Origin of the sequence: Streptomyces sp. NPDC048269 (assembly GCF_040652395.1) — a bacterium.
Lineage (GTDB): Bacteria > Actinomycetota > Actinomycetes > Streptomycetales > Streptomycetaceae > Streptomyces.
On record NZ_JBEZLW010000003.1, the window covers coordinates 334,945 to 359,317 of the forward strand.

A 24,373-nucleotide genomic window follows, 5' to 3' on the forward strand; every position below is an offset into this window, starting at 1 on the left:
GTATGCGGATCACCGCCGGAACGGTTCCTTTCGGCCGTGCGTGCGCCGTAAGCGTCGCTCGTCGTCAACAACGTCTCATCCGAGGGAAGTTCACCATGAAGATCTCCAAGGCCGCTGCGGCCGCGGCCGTAGCCGTAGCCCTTGCCCTGACCGCGACCGCCTGTGGCGGCAGCAGCGACAAGAGCAGTGACACCGGTGCGACCGGTGGCGGCAAGGACAAGATCGTTGTCGGCATCAAGTTCGACCAGCCGGGCCTGGGCCTGAAGACCCCGGACGGCAAGTACACCGGCTTCGACGTCGACGTCGCGACCTACGTCGCCAAGGAGCTCGGCTACCAGCCCGACCAGATCGAGTTCAAGCAGGCCGTCAGCGCCGAGCGCGAGAACCTGATCTCCAACGGTGACGTGAAGTTCGTCGTCGCGACCTACTCGATCAACGACAAGCGCAAGGAGAAGGTCGACTTCGCCGGCCCGTACTTCCTCGCGCACCAGGACCTGTTGGTCCGCGCCGACGACACGAGCATCACCAAGGCCGAGGACCTGAACAAGAAGAAGCTCTGCTCGGTCACCGGCTCCACCTCGGCGCAGAACGTCAAGACCAAGCTGGCGCCCGAGGCCGACCTGCTGGAGCAGGGTGGCTACTCCGAGTGCCTGACCGGCCTGGAGAACAAGGCCGTGGACGCGCTGACCACGGACAACTCGATCCTGGCGGGCTACGCGGCTCAGGAGAAGAACAAGGGCAAGTTCAAGCTGGTCGGGCTGAGCCTGAGCAACGAGAACTATGGCATCGGTCTGAAGAAGGGCGACAAGGAGCTCCAGACCAAGATCAACGCCGCGCTGAAGAAGATGGTCGAGGACGGCAGCTGGCAGAAGGCCGTGGACAAGAACCTCGGTCCGGCCAACTTCAAGAGCGAGCCTGCCCCGCAGATCACCGAAGGCAGCTGATTCATCGGTGAGGAGCGTCGCCGCCCGCCTGCCGCGGGCGGCGGCGCACCTCACCGGCCATCCTGGGGAGAGCGCAGGGCATCGTGTTCGATTTTCTTGATTCCGGGCAGTACGACGTGCTCGGAGCCTTCTGGGTGACGGTTCAGCTCACCCTCTACTCGGCGGTCGGGTCCCTGATCTGGGGCACCGTGCTGGCGGGGATGCGGGTCAGCCCGGTCCCGCTGCTGCGGGGCTTCGGTACCGCGTACGTCAACCTGGTGCGCAACACCCCGCTGACCTTGCTGGTCATCGGCTGCTCGCTGGGACTCAACCAGACCCTCCGCATCGCTCTGGGCGGCAGCACGTTCAAGGAGATCGGCTTCCGGCTCGCGGTCCTCGGACTGATCGCCTACACCGGAACCTTCGTCTGCGAGGCCCTGCGCTCCGGCATCAACACCGTGCCCGTCGGGCAGGCCGAGGCGGCCCGCGCGCTGGGACTGAGCTTCTTCCAGGTACTCACCCTGATCGTGCTCCCCCAGGCCTTCCGGGCGGTCATCGCACCGCTCGCCAACGTACTGATCGCGCTCACCAAGAACACCACGGTGGCGGCGACCATCGGCGTGGCCGAGGCCGCCCTGCTGATGAAGGAAATGCTCGAGAACGAGGCGCAGGCGACCTTCGCGGTCTTCGCGGTCTTCGCCCTCGGCTTCGTCCTGCTGACCCTGCCCACCGGTCTTCTGCTGGGCTGGGTCGCCAAGCGAGTGGCGGTGAAGCGATGACCTCCGTGCTGTACGACACCCCTGGCCCCAAGGCCAAGGCGCGCAACTGGATCTACAGCGGGATCTTCGTCGTCCTGTTCGGGCTCGTCCTGTGGTGGATGCTGTCGCTCATGGGCGAGAAGGGCCAGCTCGACGCCGACAAGTGGTCCCCCTTCGTCACCGACAGCCGGGTGTGGACCACGTACCTCATCCCCGGCCTGATGGAGACCCTCAAAGCCGGGGCGCTCTCCATGGTGATCGCCCTCCCGCTGGGCGCGCTGCTCGGCATCGGCCGCCTGTCGGACCACGCGTGGGTGCGGGGTCCGGTCGGCGCGTGGGTCGAGTTCTTCCGTGCCATCCCGGTGCTGATGCTGATGCTGTTCGGCAACGCGCTGATGGCGCCGCGGTTCTTGGACGTTCCCTCCGACACCCGGCCGTTCTGGGCCGTGGTCACGGGCCTGGTCCTCTACAACTCGGCCGTCATCGCCGAGATCGTCCGGGCGGGAGTGCTCTCCCTGCCCCGCGGCCAGACCGACGCGGCCAAGGCGATCGGCATGCGCAAGGGCCAGACGATGTTCTACGTGCTGATCCCGCAGGCCGTCACGGCGATGCTGCCGGCCCTGGTCAGCCAGCTCGTGGTGATCCTCAAGGACACCGCGCTCGGCGGCGCACTGCTGGGCTTCGCGGAGCTGCTCTCCACGAACCGGCAGATCTCGGCCAACTACAGCAACACCATTGCCACCCTCTTCGTGATCGCGCTGATCTACATCGTGGTCAACTTCGCCCTCACCACCTTCGCCTCCTGGCTGGAGGGCCGGCTGCGGAAGTCGACCAAGGGCACCGGCGCGGTCGTGGCCGGCGACGTGGCCGAGGTCGACGCGGGCGGCGCCGCGGGTGTGGGCGAGGCTCCCTGACACCCGGTCAGTACACTGGCGTGACACGTGTGGTGCGGCGGGAGTCATCCGTCGCACCACACGGCGTTGTCCCGACCTGTGTCACTTGACGCAGGCACCTCCAGTGGGTTGCATACGTTCTGTGATCACATACCGGACACCGGGAGCCACATCATGGACCCGGTGATCGTCGTCGGCGCGGGGCCCGTCGGACTCTCCCTGTCCCTCGCCCTGGCCGGCCAGGGCGTGCCCGCCATCGTGCTCGACGAAGGGCCCGGCAAGGAGGAGGCCCGCCCCGCCCGTACCGTCGTCCTGCACGCCGACACGGCTGCCATGGCACACCGGCTGGGCTGTACGACCCTGCGCTACGAGGGGGCGTACTTCGCCGCCTGGCGCACCATGCGGCGCAGCCGGCCCGCACAGCGCAGCACCTTCGACGACGGCCCGGCCCCGCTGCACCTGCCGCAGCACGCCCTGACGCGCGGGCTGCGCGAGGCCGCCACCGCGCACCCTCTCGTCCAGCTGGTCACCGACACCAGGCTGGACTCCGTGGAGCAGGACGGTCACGGGGTCACCGCGCACACCCGGGGCGCCGAGACCACGTGGTGGCGCGGGAGTTACCTGGTCGGCTGCGACGGCGCCCGCTCCACCGTGCGCAAGCTGCTCGGCATCCGCTTCCCCGGCCGCACCGCCGTGGAACGGTACGCCGTGGCCGCCCTGCGCACCGAACTGCCGTGGCCCGGCGAGGCCTTGCTGCACCGCAACGCGCCGTCCGGCCCCGAGGAGGTCACGTCCCGGCCGCTGCCCGACGGGGTGTGGCGCCTCGACTGGCTGCTCCCGGCGCGCGGAGATCTCGTCACTCCCGACGCGCTGGTGACCCTGGTCCGGGACACCCTCGCGGGGTGGTGCGGGGGCACGACTCCCCCGTACGACCTCATCGACACCGGGGTGTACACGCTGCACCACCGCCTCGCGCGGCGCTGGCGCGACGGACGCGCTTTCCTCGCCGGGGACGCCGCGCACCTGCTGGGGGCCCTCGGCACCCAAGGGGTCGAGGAGGGGCTCCGGGACGCCGAGAACCTCGCGTGGAAACTGTCCCTGGCCTGGCACCAGGGAGCTTCGGAGGAACTGCTCGACAGCTACGAGGGCGAGCGGCGCACCGCGGTCGCCGCCCGGCTGCGCGCGGCCGATCAGGCGATGCCGGCGCTGCGGGCCGGGGGCGGGCTGCGCACCTACCTGCCCGGCGCCTCGCGGTCCGCCGAATCCCTGCTCACCGACGGCCACCTGGGGCGGGGACCGCTGGGCGCGGCGCCGGCGTACGCCCCGCCGATGGCCGTACGCGAGGTCCCGACGGCCACGGAACCGGGGGGTGCGGTGGCGAACGTACCGGTGACCGCGCCCGACGGGGCGACGGTGCCGCTGCGCGACCTGCTGGGGCAGGGCCGGCTGCTGGTGGTCCTGGTCGCGCCGGGCACCGGGGTCTGGGACCGGCGGCACTGGCTCGGCGCCGGGCTGATGCCCCGCCTCGCGGCGGCGGTGAGCGCGTTGCCGGTCCGCACCGATCTGCTGGTCGCGGACCGCTACCCGGGTGCCCCGGCCCACACCGTGCTCCTGATCCGCCCGGACGGGCACCTGGCGGCGACGTTCGCGGGCGTGCGGCCGGCGGAACTGTACGAGGCGGCAGACGCGGTCCGAGCGGGCGCACCCGCGTCCCGGGTACCGGCGCCCTCGTCCGCCACGACACCGACGGCGGTGATCGATTGACCGTTTTGCGATCCCGTGGTTCACTCGCGAACATGACCGGCAACGACGTACGCCTGTGGCGGAGGGTCCACATGGACCTGCTCCGCTACGCGGGCTGCGTGTGTCGCCCTTCCTGCTGATTCGCCTTTTCCCCTGCGCGCGCCGTGCCGTCACCGGCCCGCGCGCACTTCCGCGAACCCCAGGAACGGTCCACTTCCATGTCTGCACCCGCGTACACCCCTGAGCCCGTGCTGGCCGGGGGCCCCGGCCCCACGGCCGCCGAACTCCTCGACTTCGCCCTGCGCACCGCGGCCGACGCCGAGGTCGTCGCCTCGCTGCCGCTCGACCCGGAAGGCCGCACCTGGGTCCGGCTGGACGGCCCCTCCGGCAGCGAGGCCTGGCTGATCGGCTGGCCGCCCGGCACCGGCACCGGCTGGCACGACCACGCCGAGTCGCGGGGCGCGTTCGCCACCGCGCGGGGCCGTCTCACCGAGCACTCGCTGGCCGTACGCCTGCCCTCGGAGGGCTGGCAGGCGCTGCACCTCGCCCCGGATGTGGACCGCAGCCGCAGCCTGGACGCGGGTACCGGACGGGACTTCGGCGAGCACCACGTGCACGAGGTGCTCAACGAGTCCCCGACCGAGCACGCCATCTCCGTGCACACCTACTACCCGCCGCTCCCCCTGATCCGCCGCTACAGCCGCACCGGCCCGCTGCTGACCCTGGAGCTCGTCGAGCGTCCGGAGGACTGGCAGTGAGCGGCCCGACCGGCATCGACGAGCTGCTGGAGCGGGTCCGCGAGGGCTACGCCCGGATCGACCCGCAGGAGGCCTACGCCGCCTCCCGCTCCGGCGCGCTCCTGGTGGACATCCGCTACCAGGCCCTGCGGGACCGCGACGGCCTGATCCCGGGCGCGCTGGTGGTCGAGCGAAACGAACTGGAGTGGCGCCTGGACCCCCGGGGCAGCCACCGCGTCCCTGAGGCCACGGGTCACGACCTCCAGGTGGTGGTGATCTGCAACGAGGGCTACGCCTCCAGCCTCGCGGCGGCCTCCCTCCACGCCCTGGGCCTCCACCGCGCCACGGACCTGACCGGCGGTTTCCAGGCCTGGAGGTCGGCCGGCCTCCCGGTGACCGCGCCGTCCTGAGACGCCGGCTCCGTTCCCGGCCCGCTCGGGCCGGGAACGGAGCCCCGCGGTCCGGGCCGGGATCAGCCCTTGGCCGTGGCCACATCCACCGGCGGGACCCGGAGCGCGACCCGGCCCGGGAGGGCAGTGGCCGCCAGGGCCAGTAGCCCCGCCAGCCCCACGACCACCGCGTACGCCACCGGCAGGACGGCCGGCGCCGCCGCCCCCGTCATGCCCACGCTGAACGCGGTCAGGACGGCCAGCGCGATCCCCGACCCCAGCACGACCCCGATCAGTACCACCGCCACCGCCTCGGCACGCAGCATCCGCAGCACCTGCCTCCGCTTCGCCCCGGCCAGCCGCAGCATCGCGAACTCCCGGGCCCGCTCGGCCGTCGACATCGCGAGGGTGTTCACCACGGCGACGGCGGTGAAGGCCAGTACGAGTCCCATCGCCAGCAGGTTGTTCTCCGCCCCGGCGTCCTGCCGCTCCGCCCGTACCTCGTCGGCGTCGCGCGCGGACAGCACCGCCACCCCGGGGTAGCCCCGTACCGCCGCGGCCAGTTGCTCCCGCCCGGCTCCCGGCGCCGCCACCAGGACGCTGCCCGCCAGCGGATTGTCCACGTGCGCGGCCACCAGCCCGTGCGGCAGCGTCAGGTCCCCGAAGCCCAGGCCCCGCGCGTAGACGGCCGAGACCGTCAGGGTGACCGGTGTCCCGTCGCCCAGTGTCAGCCGCAGCGGGCTGCCTGGCTCCAGCCCCAGCTGGTCGGCGGCGAGTTCGCTGACCGCCGCGTTGTCCTCGCCGAAGCCGGCCAGGCTCCCGCCGGTGACCCGGGGGTCCCACGTCCGGGTCAGCCCGGCCGGGGTCACGCCCTGGGCGGCGTACTTCACCAGCCCCACCCGTACCGAGGTGTGCACGACCTCGGTGGCCGCCTCGACCCCGGGGGTCCGGCGGATCCGCTCGGCGGCTTCCGCCGTGATGCCCGGTCCCTGTGCGGTCAGCACCCATCCGGCCCGGATCCCGTCGCGGGACTGTGCCCGGGCGGCGTCCCCGAGGGCCGGGGTGATGAAGAGCACGGTGCACGTCATGCCGACCAGCAGTGCGAGCGGGGTGACGGCGGAGGCCATCCGGGTGGCGTTGCCGCGCAGGTTCGCGGTGGCGAGGTGGCCTCCCGCCCCGGCGAGCCGCAGCGGACCGGCGAGGAGCGCGGTGGCGCCCCGTACCAGCAGCGGGCCCAGCAGCGAGACCGCACCGGCCAGCACCACCACGGCGAGGAACGTGACCGGGGTCGACGCCGGCTCGGTGCGCAGCGAGGCGAGCACCACGACCAGCACCGCCCCGCCGGCGAGCAGCAGCATCCCGAGCGCGGTGCGGGTCCAGGAGGGCCGGCGCGGTTCGAGCGCGGCTTCGGCGAGCGCCTCGGCGGGACGGATCCGGGCGATCCGCCGCCCGGTGATCCGCGCGGCGGCCCAGGCTCCGAGCAGGCTCGCGCCGACGGCGGCGAACATGGGGAAGATGCCGGCGGTGCGTTCCAGGGCCGTGGGAACGACCCCGCTGCCGACGAACCGGCCGTACAGCCAGGCGGCGAGCGGCAGCCCCGCGAACGCCCCGGCGATCCCGGCGGCCAGGCCGACGAGCAGCGCCTCACGGCCGATCATGCGCCGCAGTTGCCCGGGGGTGGCGGCGATGGCCCGCAGCAGGGCGAGTTCGCGGTGGCGCTGCTGGACGGAGAGGGCGAAGGTGCCGACGACCACGAGGATCGCGACGAGCAGCGAGGTGCCGCCCATCGCGCCGCCCATGGAGACCAGCTTGATCCGGGCCCCGGCAGCGTCGAGGAACTCCACCGGGCCGCGCTCGTCACCCGTCGCGACCTGCGCCGTGGCCGCAGGGGTGCCCTTCAGTGCCTGCCCGATGCGCCCGGCCAGTTCCCCGGGGGCGACACCGGGCCGGGGCAGCACCCCGATCGCGCTGACCTGCCCTTCGCGTGCGGCGAGCCGCTGGGCCTCGGCGTCGCTGAAGAAGAGGGAGCTCTGCTGGGCGAGGTCCCCGTGAGGGGGCGTCGCGACTCCGCTGACGCGGTACGTCTTCGGCTCGCCGGTGGACTGCACGGCGAGCTCGGACCCGGGCTTCAGCGCGGCGCGGGCTGCCAGCGCGCGGTCGACGACGACCTCGTCACCGTCCCGCGGGGCGCGGCCTTCGGCGAGCGTGAAGGGGGTGAGGGCGGCGGAGGTCCAGGCGTGCCCGTACGTGGGCTTCGGGCCGCCGGCGGCCTTGACGAGCGGGACGGCCTGGAAGGTCAGCTCGGGCACGGCCCGCTCGACTCCGGGCAGGGACCGTACGGTGTCCAGGGCGGCGGCTGGGAGCCAGGCTCGCTCGGCTACGGGCTTGGCCTTGTGCTTCGTCTTGGTCTTGCCCTTCTTCTCCTTGACCGTGGTCTCGTGGACGTTCTGGTCGGCGGAGACGAGGACCGGCGTGGCCGCGTAGCGCTCGGTGCCGATCTTGCCGCGGAGTCCTGTTTCCAGGAGCGTCCCGCACGCGGTGACGAGGGCGGCCGCGCACAGCAACGCGACGAAGGCGCCGAGGAAGCCGGCCTTGCGGTCTCTCACGGTCTGGAGGGCGTAACGCAGCATCATGCGGCCAACTCTGTTGCCGGGCACGCCTCTTGGCATTGGCGTACCCCGGCGTGTGCGCCCGGGGGCTAGCCCTACCCCATGTACCCCAGGTCTTCGGCGTCCTCGCCCTCCGCCTCCAGCGCGCGGCGGACCACCCGCAGGGCCATGCCCTCCGGGTAACCCTTGCGGGCGAGCATCCCGGCGAGCCTCCGGATCCGCTTGTCGCGTTCCAGGCCCCGGGTGGCGCGGAGCTTGCGCTCCACGAGCTCCCGGGCGGTCTGCTCCTCCTGGTCGGAGTCCAGCTGCTCCAGGGCCTCCGCCACCAGGGTGGCGTGCACCCCCTTGGTCCGGAGCTCCTGGGCGAGTGCCCGTCGGGCCAGGCCCCGGCCACGGTGCCGGGACTCGACCCAGGCCCCGGCGAAGGCGGCGTCGTCGATCAGGCCCACTTCCTCGTACCGGGAGAGGACCTGCTGCGACACCTCGTCGGGGATGCCCCGCTTGGCCAGTGCGTCCGCGAGCTGCCGCCGGGTGCGCGGCATCCCCGTGAGCAGGCGCAGGCAGATCGCCCGCGCCTGCTCCTCGGGGCTCTGGGGCGGCAGTTCCTGGCGGCGCTCACGGCCGCTCCGGTCCTCACCGCCCCCTTCCTGCTCCCGCACGGGTCAGCTCTTGGCCGCGGCGGTCTTGGCCGTCGTCTTGGCCTTCGACGCCGGGGCGGGCACGGCGGCGGCCGTGGCGTCGGCCGCTGCGGCACCGGCTTCGGCGGTGGCCGTATCGGCGTCCTTGCGGACCCCCACGCCCAGCTTCTCCTTGATCTTCCGCTCGATCTCGTCGGAGAGGGCGGGGTTGTCGCAGAGGAACTTCCGCGCGTTCTCCTTGCCCTGGCCGAGCTGGTCGCCCTCGTACGTGTACCAGGCGCCGGCCTTGCGCACGAAGCCGTGCTCGACACCCATGTCGATCAGACCGCCCTCGCGGCTGATGCCCTGGCCGTAGAGGATGTCGAACTCGGCCTGCTTGAACGGCGGCGCGACCTTGTTCTTGACCACCTTGACGCGGGTGCGGTTGCCGACCGCGTCCGTGCCGTCCTTGAGGGTCTCGATGCGGCGGATGTCCAGACGCACGGAGGCGTAGAACTTCAGCGCGCGGCCACCGGTGGTGGTCTCCGGCGAGCCGAACATCACACCGATCTTCTCGCGGAGCTGGTTGATGAAGATCGCGGTGGTCTTGGACTGGTTGAGCGCACCGGTGATCTTCCGGAGCGCCTGGCTCATCAGGCGGGCCTGGAGGCCCACGTGCGAGTCGCCCATCTCACCCTCGATCTCGGCGCGCGGCACCAGGGCCGCCACGGAGTCGATGACGATCAGGTCGAGGGCACCGGAGCGGACGAGCATGTCCACGATCTCCAGCGCCTGCTCGCCGGTGTCCGGCTGCGACAGGATGAGGTTGTCGGTGTCGACGCCGAGGGCCTTCGCGTACTCGGGGTCGAGCGCGTGCTCGGCGTCCACGAAGGCGACGGTGCCGCCGGCCTTCTGCGCGTTGGCCACGGCGTGCAGGGTCAGGGTCGTCTTACCGGAGGACTCCGGCCCGTACACCTCGATCACGCGGCCGCGGGGCAGCCCGCCGACGCCGAGGGCGATGTCCAGCGCGGTCGACCCGGTGGGGATGACCTCGATGGGGTCGTTCGGCTTGTCGCCGAGGCGCATGACCGCACCCTTGCCGAATTGCCGTTCAATCTGTGCGAGCGCGGCGTCGAGAGCCTTCTCGCGGTCGGTGCCTGCCATGGGTTCCACCCGGTTTGCTTGAGTCGATCGCTTCACGCCATTGACGCTAATGCCTGCCACTGACAATGCGCCTCCACGACCGGTTCGGCTGTGGATAACCAATCAGAATGGATGTTCGATTTCCGTGTCAAGCGCGCCGCGCCCGGCCCGTCCGTGCCCGATCATGGCTCGACAGCGAACCGGACGAGAGGGCGGTACGTGAACCGGGTGGGGAACAGGAAGGCGCACCGTACGGCGGCAGCCGCGGTCGCCGGTGCGGCACTGCTGGCCGGCGTCACCGCGTGCGGGACGGGCAACGGAGGCGGAGGCGGAGGCGCGGCCACCGCGAGCCCGGGCGCGAGCACGAGTACGAGCCCGAGTACGAGCACCCACGCCGCGACGGGTCCGGGCACGGGCTCGGGCGGCCCGGCGGGACCCGGCGTGGAGCGGCTCAGGGCCCTCGCGCTCGCGCCAGGCGAGAAGGCGGGACGCTACGAGGCCGGCGAGCCCGTCCTCGACGAGCCCATGAGTGAGCTCTACGACACCACCCCCGCGGCCTGCCGCCCGGTGACCAGCCTCGGCAAGGCGGGCCACACGGCCCACGCCTACACCAAGACCGGTGTGCCCGGCGAGTGGCAGGCCGTCGAAACCGAGATCCTGCTGCGCTCCTACAAGGACGGGGGCGCGGCCGCGGCGATGAAGAGCCTGGCCGAGGCGGGGCGGCAGTGCGCGGGCGGCTACACCGAGGACCGCGCGCTCGCCGAGGCCAAGGTCCTCAAGGTGGAGCCGGCCAAGGCACCCGCGCTCGGGGACGAGGCGCTGGCGTTCCGCATCGTCGTGCAGGACGTGAAGGACGAGGACGTCTCGCTGTACAAGTACCTCACGGTGATCCGCTCCGGGCCGGTGACCCTCGCCTTCCGCTCGGACGCCATCGACACCGAGGACTTCGGCGGAGTGCCGCAGGAAGTGGTCACGGCCCAGTGGGAGAAGTTCACGAAGGGCGGCGGCGCGGCGTCGTAGCGGCGCCGGTCCCGGCCGTTCCCACGCCGCCCGGCCGGCCGCATACCCGCGAGCACGGACACACGACACGACACGGGGAACACGCGGGCCGGGGGGTAGCCGTGTGGTCTTCATCCCCCTGGGAGCGGGGGTGCCGCTGCTCGCCGCGACCGCCGTCCGCGTCTTGCAGGTGCAGCGCGGTCAGGGCCGGTTCGGCCACGTACGGCCGGCCGCCCTGCAGGTAGGCGGCCTCGTGCAGGGTGGCGGGCGGGCCGCTCGCCGCCCCCTGCCGGAGTGTGGTGCAGTCCTCGACGGGGACGACGGCGGGGACGCGCACGGCGACGGGAACGGCCCGCCCCGTCCTGCCACGCCCTGTCTGGTGGCCGGGGTCCCGCTCCCGCGGAGGCCGCCGCCACCCTCACCCGCGTGGCCCGCGTGGGCGTCTCGCACCACGACGCTTCCGCCCCCCTGGCCATCCATCCGGCCCCCCGACATGACAACCCAAGGTTGACACCGCCTGGACTGTCAACCTAGGGTTGCACTCATGACGAACCCTTCCGTGGAACCCGTTCGCATGACCAATCCGGTACGCCTCGACGACCTGATCGAGGCCATCAAGAAGGTCCACACCGACACCCTGGAGCAGCTCAGCGACGCCGTCGTCGCCGCAGAGCACCTCGGTGACGTGGCGGACCACCTCATCGGCCACTTCGTCGACCAGGCCCGCCGCTCCGGCGCCTCCTGGACCGACATCGGCCGGAGCATGGGTGTCACCCGTCAGGCCGCCCAGAAGCGCTTCGTCCCCAAGGCCGACAAGGAGGGCGACCCGGGCCTCGACCCCAACCAGGGCTTCGGCCGCTTCACCCCGCGCGCCCGCAACGTCGTCATGTCCGCGCAGAACGAGGCCCGTGCCGCGGGCAGCACCGAAATCCGCACCGAGCACCTCGTGCTGGGCCTGCTGTCCGAGCCCGAGGGCCTCGCGGCGCTCGCCCTCGACGCCCAGGGGGTCGCGGCGGACGACGTACGGGCCGCCGTGGCCGCCGTACTGCCCCCGGGCCAGGCGGAGGTACCCGACCTCATCCCGTTCGACGCGTCCGCGAAGAAGGCCCTGGAGCTCACCTTCCGCGAGGCCCTGCGCCTGGGCCACGGCTACGTCGGCACCGAGCACATCCTGTTCGCGCTCCTGGAACTGGAGAACGGCGAGGGTCTGCTCAGCGGCCTCGGCGCGGACAAGGCCGCCGCCGAGGCGACCGTCAGCGACGCCTTGGCAGCCGTACTCGGCGCCGCGGACGGGAAGTAGAGGAGGCCGCGTCGTCCGTCAGCGCGTACCGCTTCACGTACGCGCCGAGGAACGCCTGCAGCGTGGCGACGGCCGGGATCGCGATGAGCGCCCCGACCGCGCCCAGCAGGGCGGTGCCCGCGATGACCGACCCGAAGGCCACCGCAGGATGGATGTCCACGGTCTTCGACGTCAGCTTGGGCTGGAGGACGTAGTTCTCGAACTGCTGGTAGACCACCACGAATCCGAGGACGTACAGCGCGTACCAGGGATCGACGGTGAAGGCGATCAGGATCGGCAGCGCGCCCGCGAGATAGGTGCCGATGGTGGGGATGAACTGGGAGACCAGCCCCACCCAGACGGCGAGCGCGGGCGCGTACGGCACTCCGAGGACCGCCAGCAGGACGTAGTGAGCGATGCCGGAGATCAGCGCCATCAGCCCGCGCGAGTAGAGGTAGCCGCCCGTCTTGTCGACGGCGATCTCCCAGGCGCGCAGCACCTCGGCCTGCTTGGCGGGCGGCAGTACGGAGCACAGCGCGCGCCGCAGCCGCGGTCCGTCGGCGGCGAAGTAGAAGGAGAACAGCCCGATCGTCAGCAGCTTGAAGAGTCCGCCGAGCACGGTGGCGGACACGTCGAGCACGCCGGACGCGCTGTTCTGCACGTACTTGCGCAGCCAGTCGGAGCGCAGCAGGCTGGCCTGGATGTCCAGCCGGGACAGCTCGGTGTGGAACGTGGAGTTGATCGAGTTGATCACCCTGTCGAGGTAGCCCGGGAACCCTTCCACCATCTCGACGATCTGCCCGGCGAGCATCGAGCCGAGCAGCGCGAGGAAGCCCGCGGTCCCGACGAACACCGCGAGGGTCACCAGGAAGGTGGCGAGCCCGCGGCGCATGCCGTGGGCCGCCATCCGGGACACCGCGGGTTCGATCGCGAGCGCGAGGAAGAACGCGATCAGGATGTTGACGAGCAGCCCGATGAGCTGGTGGAAGGCCCAGCTGCCGAGCTGGAAGCAGGCGACGAGGGCGAGTACGAGGACCACGGCGCGCGGCAGCCAGCGCGGCATCCGCGCGTCCGCCCCGGCGACGGCAGTACCGGTCGGGGGGATGCCGGGCCCGGCGGGCCCTTCGGGGCCTGCCGGCGGGGCAGCGCCTGTGGGGCCGCCGGGCTCGGCGGCCCCGTCCGGCGGCGGCGGGCCCTGGGCGTCCGCGGGCTGGTCTGCCGGCCGGTCCGCGGGCTGGTCGGTCGTCGTCTCATCACTGGCTGCCACGCTGCCAAGTCTGTCCCACCGGAGGCCCGAACCGCGAAGCGGTCCTCCGGGCCCTGCCCGGACCGTCAGCGCGGCGTCATCGCAGCGAGGCCGGCACGTCCATCGCCGAACACACCGCGCGCCACACGTCCTTGGCCTCCCAGCCCGCGTCCAGCGCCTCGTGGACCGTGCGCCCCCCGAGCTCCGTCATGACGTGGTCCCGAGCGAAGGAGTCCGCGTAGGCCGCGCCGAAGTGCTCCGCCATCCGTTCCCAGAAAATCGTCAACCGCATGCATCCAGTATCCCGCCCCGGAGAGTGCACCCGCCCCGTTCGGCCCCCGTCGCGGCACCACGGCGCCCTACGGTTTCTCGCATGCCTGGAGACGAAGCTCCCCCAGCGGCCGCTCCGGCGGCCACGGCCCCGCTGGCCCGCGCCGAGCAGTTCATGTGGCTCACGGCCCGCGTGCTGGAGCAGCGGCGGTTCGCGTTCCACTTCCTGGGCGGGGACGCCGACCCGGTGGACACCGCCCTCGGCTCCTACCTCAACGGCGACGGCGGTTACGGACACGCCCTCGATCCGGATCTGCGCGGCCCGCTCAGCCAGCCCCTGCACACCGCGCACGCACTGCGCGTCCTGGACAGCCTCGGCCGCTGCGCCGGGCAGCGCATCGAGAGGCTCTGCCGCCACCTGACCGGGGTCTCCACGCCGGAGGGCGCCCTTCCGGTGGTCTGGCCGACCCCGCGCGGTTACCCGGCCGCCCCCTACCACCCGGTGTTCGACGACCCGCCGGGCGAACTGCTGACCACGGGCCCGGTCGTCGGCCTGCTGCACCGCAACCGGGTCTGGCACGCCTGGCTCTTCCGGGCCACGGACTTCTGCTGGGACCGGATCGAGAGCCTGCACCACTCGCATCCGTACGAGGTCCAGAGCGCGGTGGCCTTCCTCGACGGCGCCCCCGACCGGGCCCGGGCCGCGGCGGCCGCGGACCGGCTGGGGCGGCTGGTGCGCGAGCGGCGGCTCGCGGTGCTCGATCCGCTGCGGCGGGCGGAGTACCCGGCGGCTCCCGGCTACGCGCCCGGCGAGCAGCTCTTCCCGCACGACTTCGCGCGGCGGCCGGAGTCGCTGGCGCGCGGCTGGTTCACCGACGAGGAGCTGCGCCGCTCGCTGGATTTCCTGGCCGCCGAGCAGCAGCCGGACGGCGGCTGGCCGGTGCGCCGCCGGGCCTGGGCGCCGGGCAGCTCGCTGGAGCGGCGCCCGATCGCCACGCTGGAGGCCCTGCTGACGCTGCGGGCGTACGGGCGCCTGCCGGCCGGGGTCAGCCGCCCAGGGCCCGTACTCCCGCGGTGACGACGACGGCGGCCCCGACCACGACGAGGAACGGCGCCCGCAGCAGCAGCGCGAGCGCGGCGGCCGCGAGCCCGGCCGCGCGGGCGTCGAGGACGAGCTCGTGCCCGGTGCTGAAGGTCTGCTGGGCGGTGAGCGCGGCGAGCAGGGCGACGGGCAGCAGGGCGGACAGCCGGCGCACCAGCGGCCGCTCCAGGGCCCCGGCGGGGACGAGCAGTCCGGCGAGCTTGACGGCGTAGCAGCCGAGGACGGTGAGTCCGATGGCGATCCAGACGTTCACGAGCGGCGTCCCTTCATCCACAGCACGGCGGGCGCGGCCAGCGCGGCGATCAGCACGGGCACCCCGGCGGGCAGCAGGGGCAGGAAGCCCAGTCCGAGGACGAGCGCGAGGCCGGCGACGGCCCGCTCGGTGGAGGTCTTCAGCATCGGCGCGAGGAGGGCCAGGAAGACGGCGGGTCCTGCGGCGTCCAGCCCCCAGGCGGCGGTGTCCCCGATGGCCTCGGCGCCGAGCGCCCCGAGGAGGGTGGTGACGTTCCACAGGACGTAGAGGCTGAGGCCGGTGACGGTGAAGCCGAGCCGGGCCGACCTGCGGTCAGGCTGGGCCAGCGCCACGGCCGTGGTCTCGTCGATGACCCAGTGCGCGGCGAAGGGCCGTACGGCGCGGGGCAGCGCGAGCAGGTGCGACAGCCGTAGTCCGTAGAAGGCGTTGCGCGTCCCGAGGAAGAAGGCCCCGGCGGCGGCGGTGAACGGGTTGCCACCGGCTGCCAAGGCTCCGACCAGCGCGAACTGCGAGGCGCCGGTGAAGACGAGCAGGCTCAGTACGCAGGCCTGCAGCACGCTGATCCCGGCTCCCGCGGCGGTCACCCCGAACGCGAACCCGGACAGCCCGACGGCCACCCCCACCCCGAGTGCGTCCCGCACGACGGCGGCGCGCGGCCGCCCGGCGGCGACCCCCTCGGGGGTCTCCTGTATCACCATCTGATGTTCTCCCACGCCCTGAAACTACGCAGGGGGTGGCGTGCGGGTCTTGTACGTTCTTGCGCGCGTATCGTCGCGCTCCGAACCCGGCTCGCTACGGTGAGCGCATGGAGACTGCTCCGCCACGCGTTGTTGTACGTCCTTCATACGCCGGTTGGGCCGCGTGGTTGTGCTGGTTCGGCCTGATCGCCGGTGGCGTTCTCCTCGGCCTGTACTTCGGCGAGCACAGAGACCTCCCCGAGGAGGTGTCGCTCCAGCTCGCGGGCAGCTGGGACCGCGCCTGCCGGATCATCTACGGGCAGAGTCTGTGGTGTCCGGTCCCCGGCGAGCAGCTCCGGCCGTTCCGCAGGGCCCTCTGGCTGGATTCGTTCCGCTTCGTCCCGGGATACACGCTGGCGCTGCTGGCCGTGTTCGGTCTGGGCAGCTGCTTCCTGTACCGCAAGGTGTCACGGAGGTTGATGTTGCGGGGCCTCGCCGCCACCGGGGTGATGGCCGCGGCGGACATCTGCGAGAACGTCTTCCTCTACCGGGCCATGGACGGGCTCGGCACGGGCGCGGAGGGCGACTGGCGGAGGGCGTCCTGGTGCGCGCTGCTGAAGTGGGCGCTCGCCGGGCCGCTGACGGTGGCGGCCCTGTGGATCGCCCTCACCCTGGTGGCCCGCTTCTTCCTGCTTCCCAGAGCCGTGGTGAAGACCACCGGGACCGCGCCGCCGGGTACACCACGGCCCGCCACACCTCCGCCCGCCCGGGTCCCCCGCGTACGGAAGGCCCACGAGCTGGCGAACCGCGGTGTGGTTGAGGACGACCCGGACATCATCACCCCGCCCGCCGCGCCGCACGCGATGACCCCCGTGAGCGAGTGGTCGGATCCCTCCGTCTCGGCGGAGCCGCCGGACAGCGTCAGAGAACGCTGGCGCACCCGTGCGCTCGAACTGCCCGGCCGGAAAGCGGCGGAGGTGGGCATCTGCGTCTCCGGCGGCGGCATCCGCTCCGCCTCGGTCACCCTGGGCGCGCTGCAGGCCCTGCGCGAGGGTGGTGTGCTGGCCAAGGCCCGCTACCTGGTCTCCGTATCGGGCGGCGGCTACATGTCCGGAGCGTTCCAGCTGGCGCTCACCGGCCGGCGGCCGGCCCATGTCGCGAGCGCCGGACTCGCCACGGTGCGGGACGTGTTCGCGCCCGGCAGCCCGGAGGAGGACCACATCCGCCGGCATGCCAAGTACCTTGCGGACAGCCCGCGGGAGAAACTGCTGGCGGCGGGCATCGTCCTGCGCGGCCTGAGCGTGTCGCTGGGCCTGCTGGCGCTGGCGTTCGTCGTCGTCGGTGTGTATCTCAGCGCGTTCTACCACCTCGTCCCGTTGACGGATCTGGACCGTCTGCGGACGTATCCCGCTGCGTTCCCCGGGTTGTCCGACCAGCTGCACGCAGAGGTGCGTACGCCCCTCGTCGCCCTGGTGGCACTTGCCGCGGTGGTGTCCGTGGCGGCGTCCTTGATCAGGTCGCACAACGGGAAGTCGCGCCCGCTCTGGGTGCGGACCACGGTGAAAGGCCTCCTGGTCCTGGCGGCGGCCGTCGCCGTGTTCGCCCTGATCCTGCCGACCGTACTGTGGTTCTTCGCCTGGCTGGCCAACCGTGAGGACATCTTCCCGGAGGGCCCCCAGGGCATCTCGATCTTCGGTGCGCTGACGGCCGCCGCGACCGGGCTGGGCGGTCTGTTCACGGCCTCCATGAACAGGGTGACGAAGGTGAGACCGGACGGCGACAAGGCGGGTCCGTTCTCGCGGGCCGGCTCGCTCGTGACCCGTACCGGCACCAGCTGCGTCCAGACGCTCGTGGTCTGGCTGGTGCTCACGCTCGTCGCGTTCTTCGGTCTGGCCCTGCTGTCCTGGTCCGCCGTGTACGCGCACAGCTGGAGCGGGTGGTGGCGGTGGGGCCTGGCGGCCCTGCTGCTCTTCTCGGCCCTCGCCGTCGACCAGACCACCTTCAGCCTGCACCCCTTCTACCGGCAGCGGCTGGCCAGTGCGTTCGCGGTGCGCCGGGCCGTACTGCGCGACGGCTCGGTCGGCGCCCTTCCGTACGACTACAACGCCGAGCAGACCAAGCTGTCCACGTACGGCAAGCGCGTGGCCGGCCCGGAAGACAAGGAGGGCGAGCAGCACAAGGGGGACGGGGAAGGCAAGGACGGCAAGGAAGGCACCTTCCCGCAGACCATCTTCGTCGCCTCGGCGGCCCTGTCCCTGCGCAACCGCACCGCGCCGGGACGGCCCGCGGTGCCGTTCACCTTCTCCCACGACTACATCGGCGGTCCCGACACCGGGTGGGTACGGACGACCACGATGGAGAACACGGCGCACCCCCTGGTCAGCCGCGACCTCACCGTGCAGTCCGCCGTCGCGGTGTCCGGCGCCGCGTTCGCCTCCGCGATGGGCACCCAGTCGATGGCCGCGCAGCGGCTGCTCGCCCTGTCCAACCTGCGCCTGGGCACGTGGGTGCCCAACCCTCTCTACCTCGCGGAGGTGGCCCAGCGGGGCCCGGACTGGGTCATGCCGCGGCTCCCGCGGGTACGCCGGCTCCGCTACCAGCTCCAGGAGCTGGTCGGCCGCTACTCGGACAGCAGCCCCATGCTGCTGTGCACCGACGGCGGGCACTTCGACAACCTGGGTCTGGTGGAGCTGCTGCGGCTGCGCTGCCGGACGGTGTACGTGATCGACTCCTCCGGGGACTCGCCTCCGCTGGCCACGACCCTGGCCCAGGCGGTCACGCTCGCCTACGAGGACCTGGGCGTGCAGATCACCTTCGACCAGAAGGAGGTGCTGAAGCTGGTGCCGGGAAGCGCCGAGAAGGTGGAGCCGACGGAACCGATGGCCGCCCTCAACACGAGGTTCTCCGCGAGCTGTCTCGTCAAGGGCGTCATCACGTACCCGGAGGAGGTGGACTTCGAGGACGGCAAGCCGGGCACCAGGCTCGGGACCATCGTCTTCGCGAAGGCCAGCCTGACCCCGGACATGCCGTACGAGCTGCTGAGTTACGCCCTCAGGGAGAAGGCGTTCCCCCGGCAGAGCACCATGGACCAATGGTTCGACCACACCCAGTTCGACGCCTACCGCGAACTGGGGTACCACCTCGGCGCCGCGGCCGTCTGGCCCGCGCCGGTCAAGCGCCGCCGCCTGTTCGACCGCGCCGGTAGGCCCCCGGCGGAACCCCGACGATCCGGGTGAAGTGCCGGTTCAGGTGCGGCTGGTCGGTGAAGCCGACCAGCACGGCCGCCTCCGCCGGCGGGGTGCCCCCGTCCAGCAGGCGGCGGGCCCGGCGGACGCGGGCGTCGGTCAGCCAGGTGTGCGGGGGCATGCCGTAGCGGTCGCGGAAGGCGCGCAGCAGCGCGAACGGGCTGGTGCCCAGTTCGGCCGCGAGCTGCTCCAGTGCCGGCGGGTCCGCGAGGCGTGCCTCCAGGACGGCCCGGGCCCGCTCGGCGTCGGAGGCGCCCGCGCGCCGTACCGTACGGGCGGGCAGCGGGCCCGCGTGGCGGCTCAGCATCCGCGCCACGACGCCCCGCAGCAGCGTGTCGGCCGCCAGTGCGTTCCCCGCCTCGGCGGCCCGGTGGACTTCGGTGATCGCCCGGGAGCCCTGCGGGTCGGCGACCATGTCGGCGGTGAAACCCGGGGTGCCGCGCAGGGTGCCGATCTCGTCGGCGACCTCGGTGATCAGCGCACGGGAGGGGTAGAGGGTCGCGTACGCCCAGCCCTCGGGCACCCCGGCCCGCGCCGTGTGCGCGACCTCGGGGTTGATCAGGACCACGCTGCCCGGCCCGGCCCGTACGGTGCCGCCGGGGAGCCCGATCTCCTCGATGCCGCCGGTGACGGCCGCGATGACGTACCCGTCGTGGGCGTGCCGCGGGAAGGTGTGGCGCACGTAGTGGGCGCGCAGCAGGTCCAGCCCGGGCAGTTCCGGGTACCGCCAGTGCCGGGCCCACTCCCGGCGCCCCTCGTCCGTCCCCATCTCCCCATTCTGCGCCCCGCCGGGGACGGGTGTTCTCGCAGGTCCGGCCCGTTGTCAGTGGCGGGGTGCACGATGGGGGCATGTCCGGCTCCGCGCTCGCCTCGTTCTCCCCCGCGACCCGCTCCTGGTTCACAGGGGCCTTCGTCTCGCCCACCTCCGCGCAGGAGGGTGCCTGGCGGGCCATCGGGGAGGGGTCGGACGTGCTTGTCGTGGCGCCCACCGGCTCGGGCAAGACCCTGGCCGCCTTCCTCGCCGCCCTTGACCAGCTGGCCTCGGTCCCGCCCCCCGCAGAGCCGAGGAAGCGCTGCCGGGTGCTGTACGTGTCTCCGCTGAAGGCCCTGGCCGTGGACGTGGAGCGCAATCTCCGCAGCCCGCTGACGGGTATCCGCCAGGAGTCCGTCCGCCTCGGTCTGCCCGAGCCGGAGATCCGGGTCGGGATCCGCTCCGGCGACACCCCGCCGGCCGAGCGGCGTGCGATGGTCACCCGCCCGCCGGACATCCTCATCACCACGCCCGAGTCGCTGTTCCTGATGCTGACCTCGGCCGCCCGGGACGCCCTCACCGGGATCGAGACCGTGATCCTGGACGAGGTGCACGCGGTGGCCGGGACCAAGCGCGGCGCGCACCTCGCCCTGTCCCTGGAGCGGCTGGACGAGCTGCTGCCGCGTCCGGCCCGCCGGATCGGGCTGTCGGCGACGGTCCGGCCGGTGGACGAAGTGGCCCGGTACCTCGCGCCGCGCGGCCGGGTGGAGATCGTCCAGCCGCCGTCGGCCAAGGAGTTCGACCTGTCGGTGGTCGTCCCGGTGCAGGACATGGGCGAGTTGGGCGGATCCCCCGCCACCGAGGGCCGGGAGGGCGGTGACAAGCCGTCCATCTGGCCGCATGTGGAGGAGCGCATCGCGGACCTGGTGCAGGCGCACCGCTCCACGATCGTGTTCGCCAACTCCCGCCGCCTCGCCGAGCGGCTCTGCAACCGGCTCAACGAGATCGCGTACGAGCGGGCCATGGGCGAGAAGCTGCCCGAGGGCTCTCCCCCGGCGGAGATCATGGCCCAGTCGGGCGCCTCCCACGGCGCGCCGCCGCTGCTGGCCCGCGCCCACCACGGCTCCGTCTCCAAGGAACAGCGGGCCCTGGTGGAGGAGGATCTGAAGGCGGGCCGGCTGCCGGCCGTCGTCGCCACCTCCAGCCTGGAGCTGGGCATCGACATGGGTGCCGTGGACCTGGTGGTGCAGGTGGAGTCCCCGCCGTCGGTGGCCTCCGGGCTCCAGCGGGTGGGACGCGCCGGGCACCAGGTGGGCGCGGTCTCCACCGGTGTGGTCTTCCCCAAGTACCGGGGTGACTTGGTGCAGGCGGCGGTGGTCACCGAGCGGATGCGCACGGGATCGATCGAGTCCCTCCGGATCCCGTCGAACCCGCTGGACGTACTGGCACAGCAGCTGGTCGCGATGGTCGCGATGGACACCTGGCAGCTGGACGACCTGCTGGCCCTGGTGCGCCGGGCGGCGCCCTTCGCCGCGCTGCCCGAGTCGGCGTTCACCGCGGTGCTGGACATGCTGGCGGGCCGCTACCCCTCGGACGCGTTCGCCGAGCTCAGACCGCGCGTCGTCTGGGACCGCGTCGCCGGGACGATCACCGGCCGGCCGGGGGCCCAGCGCCTCGCGGTGACCTCCGGCGGCACCATCCCCGACCGCGGCCTCTTCGGCGTCTTCCTCGCGGGCTCGGACCCGAAGAAGGGCGGCGGCCGCGTCGGCGAGCTCGACGAGGAGATGGTCTACGAGTCGCGCGTCGGGGACGTCTTCACCCTGGGCACCACCTCCTGGCGGATCGAGGACATCACCCGCGACCGCGTCCTGGTCACCCCCGCGCCCGGCGTGCCGGGCCGGCTGCCGTTCTGGAAGGGCGACCAGCTGGGCCGCCCCCTCGAACTGGGCCGCGCGGTCGGCGCGTTCCTCCGTGAGCTGGGCGGCCTGACCGACGAGGACGCCCGGCTGCGGCTGCTGGCGGCCGGCCTGGACGCCTGGGCCGCCGAGAACGTCCTGGCGTACCTCGCCGAGCAGCGGGAGGCCTGCGGCCACGTGCCGGACGACCGGACCATCCTGGTCGAGCGCTTCCGCGACGAGCTCGGCGACTGGCGGGTCGTCGTCCACTCGCCCTTCGGCGCGCAGGTGCACGCCCCGTGGGCGCTGGCGCTCGGCGCCCGCCTCGCCGAGAAGTACGGCATGGACGCGCAGGTCATGCACGCCGACGACGGGATCGTGCTCCGCCTCCCGGACGCCGACCTGCTGTCCATGGACCTCCTCGACCACGACCCCTCCCAGCCCGCCGGCTTCGAGTTCGACGACGAGCAGGCCCCGCTGGGCGCGGCCGACGTCGCCTTCGACCACGGCGACATCAACCAGCTCGTGACCGACCAGGTCGGCGGCTCGGCGCTGTTCGCCTCCCGCTTCCGCGAGTGCGCGGCCCGCGCCCTGTTGCTGCCGCGGCGCAGTCCGGGCAAGCGCACCCCGTTGTGGCAGCAGCGTCAGCGCGCCTCCCAACTGCTGCAGGTGGCCTCGGAGTTCGGTTCCTTCCCGATCGTGCTGGAAGCCGTACGCGAGTGCCTCCAGGACGTCTTCGACGTGCCCGGCCTGACCGAGCTGATGGGCGACATCGAGGCGCGCCGCGTCCGCCTGGTCGAGGTCACCACTCCCGAACCCTCGCCGTTCGCCCGGTCGTTGCTCTTCGGGTACGTCGCCCAGTTCCTCTACGAGGGCGACTCGCCCCTGGCCGAGCGCAGGGCGGCCGCGCTGTCGCTGGACTCGCGCCTGCTGGCCGAGCTGCTCGGCCAGGCGGAGCTGCGCGAACTGCTCGACGCGGAGGTACTGGAGGAGCTGGAGCGGGAACTCCAGTGGCTCACCGAGGACCGGCGGGCCAAGGACCCCGAGTCGGTGGCCGACCTGCTGCGCCTGCTGGGGCCGCTGACGGAGGAGGAGCTGGCCGAGCGCGGGGCCGATCCGGCCTGGGCGGGGGAGCTCGCGTCGGCCCGTCGCGCCATCCGGGTCCGGATCGGCGGCGCCGACCACTGGGCCGCGGTCGAGGACGCGGGGCGGCTTCGGGACGCACTGGGCACGGCTCTGCCGGTCGGCGTCCCGGAGGCGTTCACCGAGCCGGTCAAGGACCCGCTGGGCGATCTCCTCGCCCGCTACGCCCGCACCCACGGGCCGTTCACCACGGCGGCCGTCGCCACCCGCTTCGGCCTGGGCACGGCGGTCACCGAGGGTGCCCTGCACCGGCTGGCGGCGGCCGGACGGGTGGTCCAGGGCGAGTTCCACCCGGCGGGCATCGGCCAGGAGTGGTGCGACGCCACGGTGCTGCGCAGGCTCCGGCGCCGTTCGCTGGCCGCACTGCGCCAGGAACTGGAGCCGGTCCCGCCGACCTCCCTGGCCACCTTCCTCCCGCAGTGGCAGCACCTGGGCGGGGCCCTGCGCGGCATCGACGGTCTGGCCCGCGCGGTCGAGCAGTTGCAGGGCGCCCCGGTCCCGGCCTCCGCGCTGGAACGTCTGATCCTCCCGTCGCGGGTGAGCGGCTACTCCCCCGGGCTGCTGGACGAGCTGACCACCGCGGGCGAGGTGGTGTGGGCGGGCGCCGGCGCCCTCCCCGGCAAGGACGGCTGGATCTCCCTCTACCTGGCGGACGCCGCCCCGCTGCTCCTGCCCCCGCCGCACCCCCTGGAGCTGAGCCCCCTGCACCAGGCGGTCCTCGACCGCCTCTCGGGCGGGTACGGCCTGTTCTTCCGCCAGATCGCCGAGTCGGTCCGCGCGGCGTTCCCCGAAGCGTCCGATCTCGCCCTCTCCGAGGCGGTGTGGGACCTCGCCTGGTCGGGCCGGCTCACCAACGACACCCTGGGTCCCCTGCGGGCACTGCTGGGCTCGGGACGCACGGCGGGCTCCACCGCCCACCGGGCCCGGCGGACGGTCCCGCGCGGGCGGTACGGCACGCTCAGCGCGACCGTGTCCCGTACCGGCCCGCCCACGGTCTCGGGCCGCTGGTCGCTCCTGCCGTCCCAGGCCCCGGACCCCACCCACCGGGCCCATGCCCTGGCCCGTACCCTGCTGGACCGGCACGGGGTGGTCACCCGGGGCGCGGTCGCGGCGGAAGGGGTGGAGGGCGGCTTCAGCGCGGTCTACCGCGTCCTGTCGGCCTTCGAGGACAGCGGCCAGGCACGCCGGGGCTATGTGGTCGAGGGGCTCGGCGCGGCCCAGTTCGCGATGGACGGCGCGGTGGACCGCCTGCGGGCCGCCGAGCGGACCCCGCCCCCGCTGGCGGCGGTCGTGCTGGCCGCCGCCGACCCGGCGAACGCGTACGGCGCGGCGCTGGCCTGGCCGGAGCCGCCCGCCGGGGCCACCCACAAGCCCGGCCGGAAGGCGGGCTCCCTGGTGGTCCTGGTCGACGGCGAGCTCACCCTGTATCTGGAGCGCGGCGGCAAGACGCTCCTGGCCTGGCCGGATCCCGGCGACCCCCGCCTCACGGCCGCGGTCGAGGCCCTCGCCGCCGCCTCCCGCACGGGTACCCTCCCCGCCCTCACGGTGGAACGGATCAACACCGCCGCGGCCCTGACCTCACCCCTGGGCCCGGCCCTGGAGGCGGCCGGCTTCCATGCCACCCCGAGGGGTCTGCGCCTGCGCTCCTGACTGGTTCCGTACGGTCTCGACTCCGCCACGTATGTCTTGGGCATGTCACGA

Annotated in this window: 20 protein-coding genes; 12 read left to right on the plus strand and 8 right to left on the minus strand. The window is 72.9% G+C overall.

All coding sequences use genetic code 11. The features are described from left to right. Positions 1-95 precede the first annotated feature (95 nt). The 7 genes from AB0D48_RS05490 (at position 96) to AB0D48_RS05520 (ending at position 5,464) form a co-directional block, all read left to right on the plus strand. On the plus strand, positions 96-944 hold the full coding sequence (locus AB0D48_RS05490; protein WP_362391033.1) for a glutamate ABC transporter substrate-binding protein: 849 nt from the start codon (positions 96-98) through the stop codon (positions 942-944). Positions 945-1,027: 83 nt separating this feature from the next. Continuing rightward, a complete protein-coding gene (locus tag AB0D48_RS05495; protein WP_362391035.1) occupies positions 1,028-1,702 on the plus strand; it encodes an amino acid ABC transporter permease in 675 nt (224 codons plus the stop codon). After that, positions 1,699-2,595 (plus strand): amino acid ABC transporter permease, encoded by an 897-nt coding sequence (locus AB0D48_RS05500; protein WP_362391037.1) that lies wholly within the window; start codon positions 1,699-1,701, stop codon positions 2,593-2,595. Before AB0D48_RS05495 ends, AB0D48_RS05500 begins: the two co-directional genes overlap by 4 nt. A 153-nt stretch (positions 2,596-2,748) precedes the next feature. Then, the gene (locus AB0D48_RS05505) at positions 2,749-4,338 is read left to right on the plus strand and encodes an FAD-dependent monooxygenase (protein WP_362391039.1); all 1,590 of its coding nucleotides are present in this window, start codon (positions 2,749-2,751) and stop codon (positions 4,336-4,338) included. Positions 4,339-4,370: 32 nt separating this feature from the next. Next, complete coding sequence (locus AB0D48_RS05510) at positions 4,371-4,457, plus strand: putative leader peptide (RefSeq protein WP_311318651.1); 87 nt, start codon at positions 4,371-4,373, stop codon at positions 4,455-4,457. A gap of 78 nt (positions 4,458-4,535) precedes the next feature. Continuing rightward, the gene (locus AB0D48_RS05515) at positions 4,536-5,075 is read left to right on the plus strand and encodes a cysteine dioxygenase (RefSeq protein ID WP_362391041.1); all 540 of its coding nucleotides are present in this window, start codon (positions 4,536-4,538) and stop codon (positions 5,073-5,075) included. Then, positions 5,072-5,464: a rhodanese-like domain-containing protein gene (locus AB0D48_RS05520; RefSeq protein ID WP_362391043.1), complete on the plus strand. Its 393-nt coding sequence runs from the start codon at positions 5,072-5,074 to the stop codon at positions 5,462-5,464. Before AB0D48_RS05515 ends, AB0D48_RS05520 begins: the two co-directional genes overlap by 4 nt. 62 nt (positions 5,465-5,526) lie before the next feature. Here the strand turns inward: AB0D48_RS05520 and AB0D48_RS05525 are convergent, their stop codons facing one another. From AB0D48_RS05525 to recA, 3 genes are all read right to left on the minus strand, one after another. Next, complete coding sequence (locus tag AB0D48_RS05525; protein WP_362391045.1) at positions 5,527-8,076, minus strand: FtsX-like permease family protein; 2,550 nt, start codon at positions 8,074-8,076, stop codon at positions 5,527-5,529. Positions 8,077-8,147: 71 nt separating this feature from the next. Further along, positions 8,148-8,711 (minus strand): recombination regulator RecX, encoded by a 564-nt coding sequence (gene recX, locus AB0D48_RS05530; RefSeq protein ID WP_362391047.1) that lies wholly within the window; start codon positions 8,709-8,711, stop codon positions 8,148-8,150. A 3-nt stretch (positions 8,712-8,714) separates the two neighbouring features. Beyond that, entirely contained in the window at positions 8,715-9,833 is a 1,119-nt protein-coding gene (gene recA / locus AB0D48_RS05535) for a recombinase RecA (protein ID WP_362391049.1), read from the minus strand. A 207-nt stretch (positions 9,834-10,040) separates the two neighbouring features. Between recA and AB0D48_RS05540 the strand changes: the two genes are divergently transcribed. Both AB0D48_RS05540 and AB0D48_RS05545 read left to right on the plus strand, forming a co-directional pair. Next, complete coding sequence (locus AB0D48_RS05540; RefSeq protein WP_362391051.1) at positions 10,041-10,832, plus strand: hypothetical protein; 792 nt, start codon at positions 10,041-10,043, stop codon at positions 10,830-10,832. Positions 10,833-11,355: 523 nt separating this feature from the next. Next, positions 11,356-12,111 (plus strand): Clp protease N-terminal domain-containing protein, encoded by a 756-nt coding sequence (locus tag AB0D48_RS05545; RefSeq protein ID WP_362391053.1) that lies wholly within the window; start codon positions 11,356-11,358, stop codon positions 12,109-12,111. On the opposite strand, the gene AB0D48_RS05550 is transcribed toward AB0D48_RS05545, so the two are convergent. Then, positions 12,065-13,195, minus strand: a complete 1,131-nt coding sequence (locus tag AB0D48_RS05550) for an AI-2E family transporter (RefSeq protein ID WP_362391125.1) — start codon at positions 13,193-13,195, stop codon at positions 12,065-12,067. The genes AB0D48_RS05545 and AB0D48_RS05550 overlap by 47 nt on opposite strands. A gap of 238 nt (positions 13,196-13,433) precedes the next feature. Next, positions 13,434-13,628 carry a DUF3046 domain-containing protein gene (locus AB0D48_RS05555; protein ID WP_362391055.1) on the minus strand — a complete coding sequence of 65 codons (195 nt, stop codon included), beginning with the start codon at positions 13,626-13,628 and terminating at the stop codon, positions 13,434-13,436. 81 nt (positions 13,629-13,709) lie between these two features. Between AB0D48_RS05555 and AB0D48_RS05560 the strand changes: the two genes are divergently transcribed. Then, positions 13,710-14,684: a hypothetical protein gene (locus tag AB0D48_RS05560; protein ID WP_362391057.1), complete on the plus strand. Its 975-nt coding sequence runs from the start codon at positions 13,710-13,712 to the stop codon at positions 14,682-14,684. Here AB0D48_RS05560 and AB0D48_RS05565 read toward each other — a convergent pair. Together AB0D48_RS05565 and AB0D48_RS05570 are read right to left on the minus strand one after the other, a co-directional pair. Next, the gene (locus AB0D48_RS05565) at positions 14,653-14,961 is read right to left on the minus strand and encodes an AzlD domain-containing protein (protein WP_362391059.1); all 309 of its coding nucleotides are present in this window, start codon (positions 14,959-14,961) and stop codon (positions 14,653-14,655) included. The two genes, AB0D48_RS05560 and AB0D48_RS05565, sit on opposite strands and share 32 nt — an antisense overlap. After that, positions 14,958-15,659 (minus strand): AzlC family ABC transporter permease, encoded by a 702-nt coding sequence (locus AB0D48_RS05570; protein WP_362391061.1) that lies wholly within the window; start codon positions 15,657-15,659, stop codon positions 14,958-14,960. The genes AB0D48_RS05565 and AB0D48_RS05570 overlap by 4 nt, the downstream gene beginning before the upstream one ends. A 167-nt stretch (positions 15,660-15,826) precedes the next feature. Here AB0D48_RS05570 and AB0D48_RS05575 point away from each other — a divergent pair, with 167 nt between their 5' ends. After that, complete coding sequence (locus AB0D48_RS05575) at positions 15,827-18,874, plus strand: hypothetical protein (RefSeq protein ID WP_362391063.1); 3,048 nt, start codon at positions 15,827-15,829, stop codon at positions 18,872-18,874. On the opposite strand, the gene AB0D48_RS05580 is transcribed toward AB0D48_RS05575, so the two are convergent. Continuing rightward, positions 18,810-19,652 (minus strand): AraC family transcriptional regulator, encoded by an 843-nt coding sequence (locus AB0D48_RS05580; protein ID WP_362391065.1) that lies wholly within the window; start codon positions 19,650-19,652, stop codon positions 18,810-18,812. The genes AB0D48_RS05575 and AB0D48_RS05580 overlap by 65 nt on opposite strands. A gap of 80 nt (positions 19,653-19,732) precedes the next feature. Here AB0D48_RS05580 and AB0D48_RS05585 point away from each other — a divergent pair, with 80 nt between their 5' ends. Next, positions 19,733-24,322 (plus strand): ATP-dependent helicase, encoded by a 4,590-nt coding sequence (locus tag AB0D48_RS05585; protein WP_362391067.1) that lies wholly within the window; start codon positions 19,733-19,735, stop codon positions 24,320-24,322. The last annotated feature ends 51 nt before the right edge of the window (positions 24,323-24,373 follow it).